This window comes from Vibrio genomosp. F10 str. ZF-129 (genome assembly GCF_000287055.2).
Lineage (GTDB): Bacteria > Pseudomonadota > Gammaproteobacteria > Enterobacterales > Vibrionaceae > Vibrio.
This window is the reverse complement of record NZ_AJYQ02000071.1, coordinates 23853-30535: the sequence shown is the minus strand read 5'-3', so window position 1 is coordinate 30535 and position 6683 is coordinate 23853. Positions and strand designations below refer to the sequence as shown.

General features: G+C 42.4%; 7 protein-coding genes. 6 read left to right on the top strand and 1 reads right to left on the bottom strand.

What is annotated here, in order from left to right; translation table 11 throughout:
• Nucleotides 1-1575, bottom strand: a 1575-nt coding sequence (locus A1QO_RS07310; RefSeq protein WP_017041384.1) for a methyl-accepting chemotaxis protein, incomplete at its 3' end; no start/stop codon positions are given.
• Between the two features lie 265 nt (nt 1576-1840).
• On the opposite strand from A1QO_RS07310, the gene A1QO_RS07305 reads away from it, so the two are divergent.
• The 6 genes from A1QO_RS07305 to ycfP all read left to right on the top strand — a co-directional run bounded on the left by A1QO_RS07305 (nt 1841) and on the right by ycfP (nt 6484).
• On the top strand, nt 1841-2191 hold the full coding sequence (locus A1QO_RS07305) for an HIT domain-containing protein (RefSeq protein ID WP_017033856.1): 351 nt from the start codon (nt 1841-1843) through the stop codon (nt 2189-2191).
• Between the two features lie 153 nt (nt 2192-2344).
• Complete coding sequence (locus tag A1QO_RS07300) at nt 2345-3775, top strand: COG3014 family protein (protein WP_017039337.1); 1431 nt, start codon at nt 2345-2347, stop codon at nt 3773-3775.
• The gene (locus A1QO_RS07295; RefSeq protein WP_017033854.1) at nt 3775-4179 is read left to right on the top strand and encodes a YcfL family protein; all 405 of its coding nucleotides are present in this window, start codon (nt 3775-3777) and stop codon (nt 4177-4179) included. Before A1QO_RS07300 ends, A1QO_RS07295 begins: the two co-directional genes overlap by 1 nt.
• Nucleotides 4180-4287: 108 nt before the next feature.
• Nucleotides 4288-4878: a penicillin-binding protein activator LpoB gene (gene lpoB / locus A1QO_RS07290; protein WP_017033853.1), complete on the top strand. Its 591-nt coding sequence runs from the start codon at nt 4288-4290 to the stop codon at nt 4876-4878.
• A gap of 24 nt (nt 4879-4902) precedes the next feature.
• On the top strand, nt 4903-5778 hold the full coding sequence (locus A1QO_RS07285) for a phosphotransferase (RefSeq protein WP_017039336.1): 876 nt from the start codon (nt 4903-4905) through the stop codon (nt 5776-5778).
• Between the two features lie 166 nt (nt 5779-5944).
• Entirely contained in the window at nt 5945-6484 is a 540-nt protein-coding gene (gene ycfP, locus A1QO_RS07280) for an alpha/beta hydrolase YcfP (RefSeq protein ID WP_017039335.1), read from the top strand.
• The last annotated feature ends 199 nt before the right edge of the window (nt 6485-6683 follow it).

Genomic DNA, 6683 nt, shown 5'->3' with positions numbered 1-6683 from the left:
GCCTTGCTCCCCGGCTCGAGCGGCTTCGATTGCCGCGTTCAATGCAAGAAGATTGGTTTGCTCAGCGATATTGCGAATAACATCCAAAATAGAACCGATTTGACTGCTCATTTTCTGTAATTCACCCACGGCATCAACCGACTCATTGAGACGAGATTCTAATTGATTGATGGTTGATATATTGGTGCTCATGATTTGTCTGCCAGAGTCTGACGCGGTTTCCACTTGCTGAACCATTTTCTGAGAACTCTGTGCGCTTTGTGCGACTTCTTGTACCGAGTGCGCCATCTCTGTCATTGCTGTTGCAACGTTAGAGGTTTGTTCACGCTGTGAGCTTAATTGCCCCTGAGCGTGACTAGAGGTTGCTTGGTTTGTATTGGCGGTACTGGTTAGGTTGTCAGACGCATCATTCAATTCAACAAGGACATTGTGGAGGTTATCCGCCAACGAGTTGATATGACCACTCACTCGGCTGAATTCATTGTTGTATCGAATATCAATGCGTTGCGTCATGTCACCTTCGGTCAAGCTTTCAAGCGTCTTTAAAATACGAGTCAGTGGCTCTCGAACACTTTGGGCAATGTGGTACCCGATAGCGGTTGCAAAAATAACCACAATAGCGCAAATGATCACCGCTTTGATGACACCTTGGTCATAAACATCGCCCGCTTCTGTTAATGATGCGTTTAACTTGTCAGAGGCAACACCATTGAATGTATCCAAAATAGCCATGGCATTATCGACCTCAATCGCGAGGTTACCTATGTTGTCATAAAGAGCCGCTTTGGCGAGCAAATAGCTATTATGCTGATCTAATACTCCACCTTTCTTACCGACATCACGGCTGAAATTATCAACCGACTCTTGGAAGGCTTTTTTAAGTTCCGGCAACTGTGTAGTTAGCCCGCGAAATGCGTAGTTTAAGTGAGTGACCGCTTTCTTATTTTTATTGACGGCTTTATTCACAAACTCTACATCTGAGCTTGCAAGCGCATCAGAGGTAATGACTTCAGCGTCTTTCAATTTGATGAAGTAGCTTTTTGCCATGACTTTGACAGAAATACTGCTTTGATCATCAACGTACTCTTTCATTCCTGCGCTGAGTTCAGAATGAAGACGTTGGAACTGACGTGTTGATTGCTGTACTTGAGCTTGTGCTGCAAACATGGCTTCATAGTTGTCCATGGCTTCTGCTGCTTCAGAGAAATAGCGTTCTTCCATCGCTTTTAGCTGTTCAATGCTATCGGCGAGCGTGCTTTGGTTGGCACTGGCTTCTTGCAGTTGCATGAGTGTTGCAGAAAAACGCTCTTTCGCCAGGCCAAACTCTTCGCGCATTGCTGCCATACGATCGGTATTTTGGGTGGTTAGAAAGTCTTTAAACGACTTATCAGCAGAGAGCAGTTGCACCGCTGTTTGGTTGGATGTCGATACCAAAGGTAGAGACACTTTAGATACCGATTCAAAGTTTGTGTGGATTTGGCTCATGCCATTCAGCATTAATACTGTAATAACGGCAAACATGATAATGATGAGGGTAAATCCACCATACATACGCCTAATGACCGATCCTTTCATGCTTCTCTCCAAAATAATAAAAATGACCAAAGGCCAAAAAAGACTAACAAAATAGTCATTATTGTATGGAGGATAAGGTGTACATTTATTGATAGACAAGACAAAAATAGATTTGGAGTCAAATTCTTTGTCATATTTGTTAAGTCAATTTCATTTTTGGGAATTGGAGTTTTTATTGAGCTTTTTACGTGCTTGGCTCATACTGAAAGGCAATTTTCCCACTTTATATTAGTAATCAATAACATACTTGCAATTGGAGTGCCTAATGGCTGAAGAAACCATTTTTAGAAAGATCATTGATAAAGAAATTCCTGCAGACATCGTTTATCAGGACGAGTTGGTTACAGCATTTAGAGACATTAACCCTAGAGCGCCAATCCATGTTTTGATTGTTCCGAATAAGCTCATTCCGACGGTAAATGATATTGAGGCAGAAGATGAACTCGTTATGGGCCGTTTGTTTACTGTTGCAAAAAAACTGGCTAAAGAAGAAGGGATAGATCAAGACGGTTACCGCCTTATTATGAATTGTAACTCTTATGGAGGCCAAGAGGTTTACCATATCCATATGCACTTAGTCGGCGGGCGAGCGCTAGGCCCGATTCTGGTTAATTAGCCGAATGGGCCATCTTTAGTCATTGTTCATACCTGTGGCTATGTTCACGGCTATGCATTAGCGTCATAGGTCGAGCTTTATATGCATGTTTTTATATGCATGTTTTTGTATGTATCGTGCGTTCAGTATAAACTCGCGCAGTATCGCGCTCTAATGCGTGACAAAACTCAGCACATGATTTGGGAGTCTTTTGTGAAACGAGTGTTCAAGCTTATTCTTGTCTCTACTTTTACCGTGGTTTTGACAGCTTGTGCGAATATGTCGGCCGGTAATTTGTTTAGTCACTACAGTGCGCAACACAATGTGACGTATCAGGCCGTGAAGAGCGGTCAATATGATAAAGCAGAGCAAAGTCTGGCTGAATTTGTCGCCGGGGATGTACTGGATAATTTTGAAAAAGGTCGAATCTATTTCTTAGCTGAAAATTACCCGCAGAGCCAAGCCAGTCTTACGGCAGGAGATAATGCAGTACGCATTCAACAAGATAAAGCGACAATATCAGTCACCGAGACGGCCAACAGTGTGGCTTCCATCGCCATCAATGATAACCTAAAAAGCTATTATCCTGCGGACTATGAGCTTGGGTTTTTGCATTTGTACCTAGGTTTAAACTACCTTAAAGAGAATGATCTTGAAGGCGCTGTGATTGAGATGCGCCGTGCAAATCAGGTTCAAGAAAAAGCTCGACAAGATCGCCAATCAGAGCTTGAATCCGCACAAAGTTCGATTGAATCTCAAGGGTTGTCTCCTAATTTAGGTAGCGTGTTGTCAAATTACCCTGATGCGGGTGAGACATTACAAGCGGTGCAAAATGGTTATTTGCTCTACTTGTCTGGATTACTGTATGAAACTTCTCGAGAATATAACAGTGCGTATGTAGACTATAGAAGGGCTTTAGCAGTGATGCCAGATAACCCTCAAGTCGTCGATGCAACGATTCGCTTAGCAAAGCGGCTGGGTATGGGAAGTGATCTTGCACAGTTAGAAGAAACCTACGGGGTGCAAGCCACACTCAATGCGGATCAAGCACGGGTCATCGTATTGCAAGAACAAGGTGTCGTTAAAGCACTGCAAAGTTGGAAGCAAACTTTACCTATTTATGACAGTCGTGGTAACGGAGCTTTGTACTCTTTAGCGCTGCCATATTATGAGAATGATGTTTCACAACGTTTTAGTTCGATTACATTAAATGGCAAAGACGTATCCGAGCATCAATTGGCTGATGTTAATTTGATGGCTCAAAGAGATCTCTCTGAAAAAATGCCGTCGATGATTATTCGCCAAGCGCTCAGAGTGTATGCGAAAGATCAGCTACGTAAAGAGGCAGCACAAGAAGATGATGTCGTTAACCTACTCTTTAATGTTTGGAATACACTGACGGAGCAACCGGATACAAGAAGCTGGCAAACGCTCCCTGGTGAAATAGTATCGAGCAGTGAAATTGTCAGCGCTGGCGAACAAGTGGTTGATGTCAGTGGTATTGAGTATAAGTTTAACCTGGAGGCAGGTCGAACAGCTTTGGTTTGGGTATCACGTCAAGGCGAGGCTGCCACGGTATGGCATAAACAATTAGGGAGATTGTAATGAAACAGATGGTCATGAAACATTGGTTTTTGGTTTTCTGCGCGACATTGTTCATCAGTGGCTGTGCAGACAATACTGCAGGACTTAGGGTCGATGGGGCAACTCAAAACGTCATTTTTGGTGATAATGTCCTAGGTACGCGTTTAGTTATTGATGATATCGCGACAACAGAAGTGGACGGTCGTGCACGAGGTGTTGTAAGGGTCACCAGCAATTATACCGGTGATCAGCACGTGCAGTATCGATTCTACTGGTATGACGACGAAGGTTTAGAAGTTAATACCAAGCTTTCACCATGGCGTAAAGCAATCGTGCGAGGGTTTGAGTCAATCGCATTATCAGAAGTGTCAATCAATCCTAATGGGACACAGTTTCGAGTACAAATTCGTGAGTTAGACAATTAACTGTACGGCATCAGATACATTTCAAAATGAATGAGAGCAATGTCGCGTTAGGTGCGGATTGTTTTTGTAAGTTATAAACCTTCTCATTACCGAGGAAAAGGAATCAACATGAAAAAAAGTGTCATAGTACTGCTAGGTTTAGCGGTTATTCTAGGTGGCTGTTCAAACAAAGTGAGTTACGGCGATTCACAAGCGGTCGAAACGACGACGGTTGATTTTGGGTCTACTGATCTGCAAACCATCGCAGGTGAAATGATCGATAGTATGATGATGTCAGGCTCTGTGGCTGTCATTACTCAAGATTCGCGCCCAATCGTTTTTGTTGAACGAATCAAAAACAAAACAACAGAACATATTGATACTGAATCGATTACCGATTCGATCAGCACCAAAATGCTGAACTCTGGTAAGTTCCGCTTTGTCGATATGGACCGCGTTGAGTCGGTTCGAGATCAATTAAACTTTCAGAACAATGATGAGCTAGTGAATCAAAGCACGGCTATTCAATTTGGTAAAATGGTCGGCGCTCAATATATGCTTTACGGTAACCTCTCAAGTATCGTAAAAAATGCGGGCAGTGATAAAGACGTTTACTACAAAATGACCATGCGACTCATGGATTTAGAAACTGGCCTAATTGAGTGGGCTGATGAAACTGAGATTCGCAAACAGGAATCTAAGAGCTTTCTAGGTATGTGATCGAACAAATTAAAGAGGTGAACTATGGCCAGAATGTCGTGGCAAGAAGCTTGTCTGTTAGACGTGTCGCTACAATCGTTAGATCACTTCTTTAATTGCTGCCCTATCTATGCGCAAACATTAACCGGGGGGTTAACCAATCGTTGTTGGAAAGTGGTGTTGCCCAACAACGATTGCTATGTTTGGCGACCAATTACCCCCATTACCACCGCCTTTGCTATTTCTCGTATTCAAGAATATCAGCTCCTCTCATCCATTGAATCTTCTCGTCTTGGCCCTAAAGCAATTTTTGTTAATGAACATGGTTTGCTGGTCGAGTGGATTGAGGGTGAATCGCTCGCCTCTGGCTTGAATTTTGACTCATTATTGAAAACCATGGTGGCGATTCATTCACTTGATACGTCGCGTGCTCCCGTTGCGCCATTCAGTTTTACCGCTAGAGTCGATCATTATTGGTTGCAGATTGCAGAAAAATATAAGAATGAAGATCTCAAGTCCCTGTATCAACGTTATAGAAGTGCGCCGAGTTTGCCCGATGTGGGTACGGCATTATGCCATTTCGATTTGGCTGGTTACAATATGGTCAAGACAGAGTCGAACCATCGGGTTATTGACTGGGAGTACGCATCGATCGCGGACCCTAGACTAGACCTGACATTGAGTATTCATGTGGCCCAGCAGCAACCTTTAGAATCGGTATATCGATACTGCCAGTTACGAGAAATCGAGGGAGTGGATGACTGGGTCGAAGGTGTTCTAGCTTGGCTGCCACGCATTCAAATGATGTCGATGTTATGGTATCAACTGGCTTATCAGCTTTGGGGAGACGATCAATTCTTAATCGAATCTCAATCTCTGATAGCCGCATTCCATGGTGGTAGCGTCACTCACGTTAAATAACCGCTTAATATTTGAATATGCCGATTTACAGCGTGAATTTTTGATGAATTATTATGCAGACTTGCGTCAAGATCACTGTTTTATCGTTTGAATAGAGTAATTCTAAGTGGAAGCCTTTAAAACCATACTTTTCGTGGTAGATTGAGAAAAAACGGGGAACGTTATTATGATTATATATTTACATGGATTTGATTCTACAAGCCCTGGGAATCACGAGAAAATATTGCAGCTTCAGTTTATTGACGAGGATGTCCGATTCATTAACTACAGCACGCTCCACCCGAAACATGACATGCAGCATCTACTTAAAGAAGTGCATAAAGTCATCGAGCAAGCTAAAGATGAAAAAACGTTTATTTGTGGTGTTGGCTTAGGCGGGTTTTGGGCAGAACGAATCGGATTCTTGTGTGGTATTAAACAGGTTATTTTTAACCCTAACTTACACCCAGAGCGAAACATGGTCGGTAGAATTGACCGTCCAGAAGAATATGAAGACATTGCGACGAAGTGTATTGAGAAATATCGTCTGAAGAATAAAGGTCGCTGTTTAGTGATTCTATCGACTAGCGATGAGATACACGACAATAAGCAAACCGCTCAAGAGCTTGAAGAGTTTTACGATATTATTTGGGACGAAAATCAAAGCCATAAATTTGCTAAGATATCTCAGCACCTTCAAGCAATGAAGACGTTCAAAGACAGTTAATTAATACTTTGAAAGATTATTTAATGGGTATTATGTCGTTGCAGGTCATCCCACAATAACGCTGTGCACTCGCATGGCGTTTTTCTTCGTTCAGCATTGCTCTATTTCTCAGTTGCCATCCTGATTTTCATCTATATAATAGCACTTATAAAAATTATTTGATAAATATCAATAAAAGTTTAAAGAAGCCTCTGCTTCC

Coding starts and splice junctions, on each gene's coding strand:
- A1QO_RS07300 (WP_017039337.1), top strand. CDS start 2,345: ATGCGTGACAAAACTCAGCACATGATTTGGGAGTCTTTTGTGAAACGA.
- A1QO_RS07285 (WP_017039336.1), top strand. CDS start 4,903: ATGGCCAGAATGTCGTGGCAAGAAGCTTGTCTGTTAGACGTGTCGCTA.
- A1QO_RS07295 (WP_017033854.1), top strand. CDS start 3,775: ATGAAACAGATGGTCATGAAACATTGGTTTTTGGTTTTCTGCGCGACA.
- A1QO_RS07305 (WP_017033856.1), top strand. CDS start 1,841: ATGGCTGAAGAAACCATTTTTAGAAAGATCATTGATAAAGAAATTCCT.
- ycfP (WP_017039335.1), top strand. CDS start 5,945: ATGATTATATATTTACATGGATTTGATTCTACAAGCCCTGGGAATCAC.
- lpoB (WP_017033853.1), top strand. CDS start 4,288: ATGAAAAAAAGTGTCATAGTACTGCTAGGTTTAGCGGTTATTCTAGGT.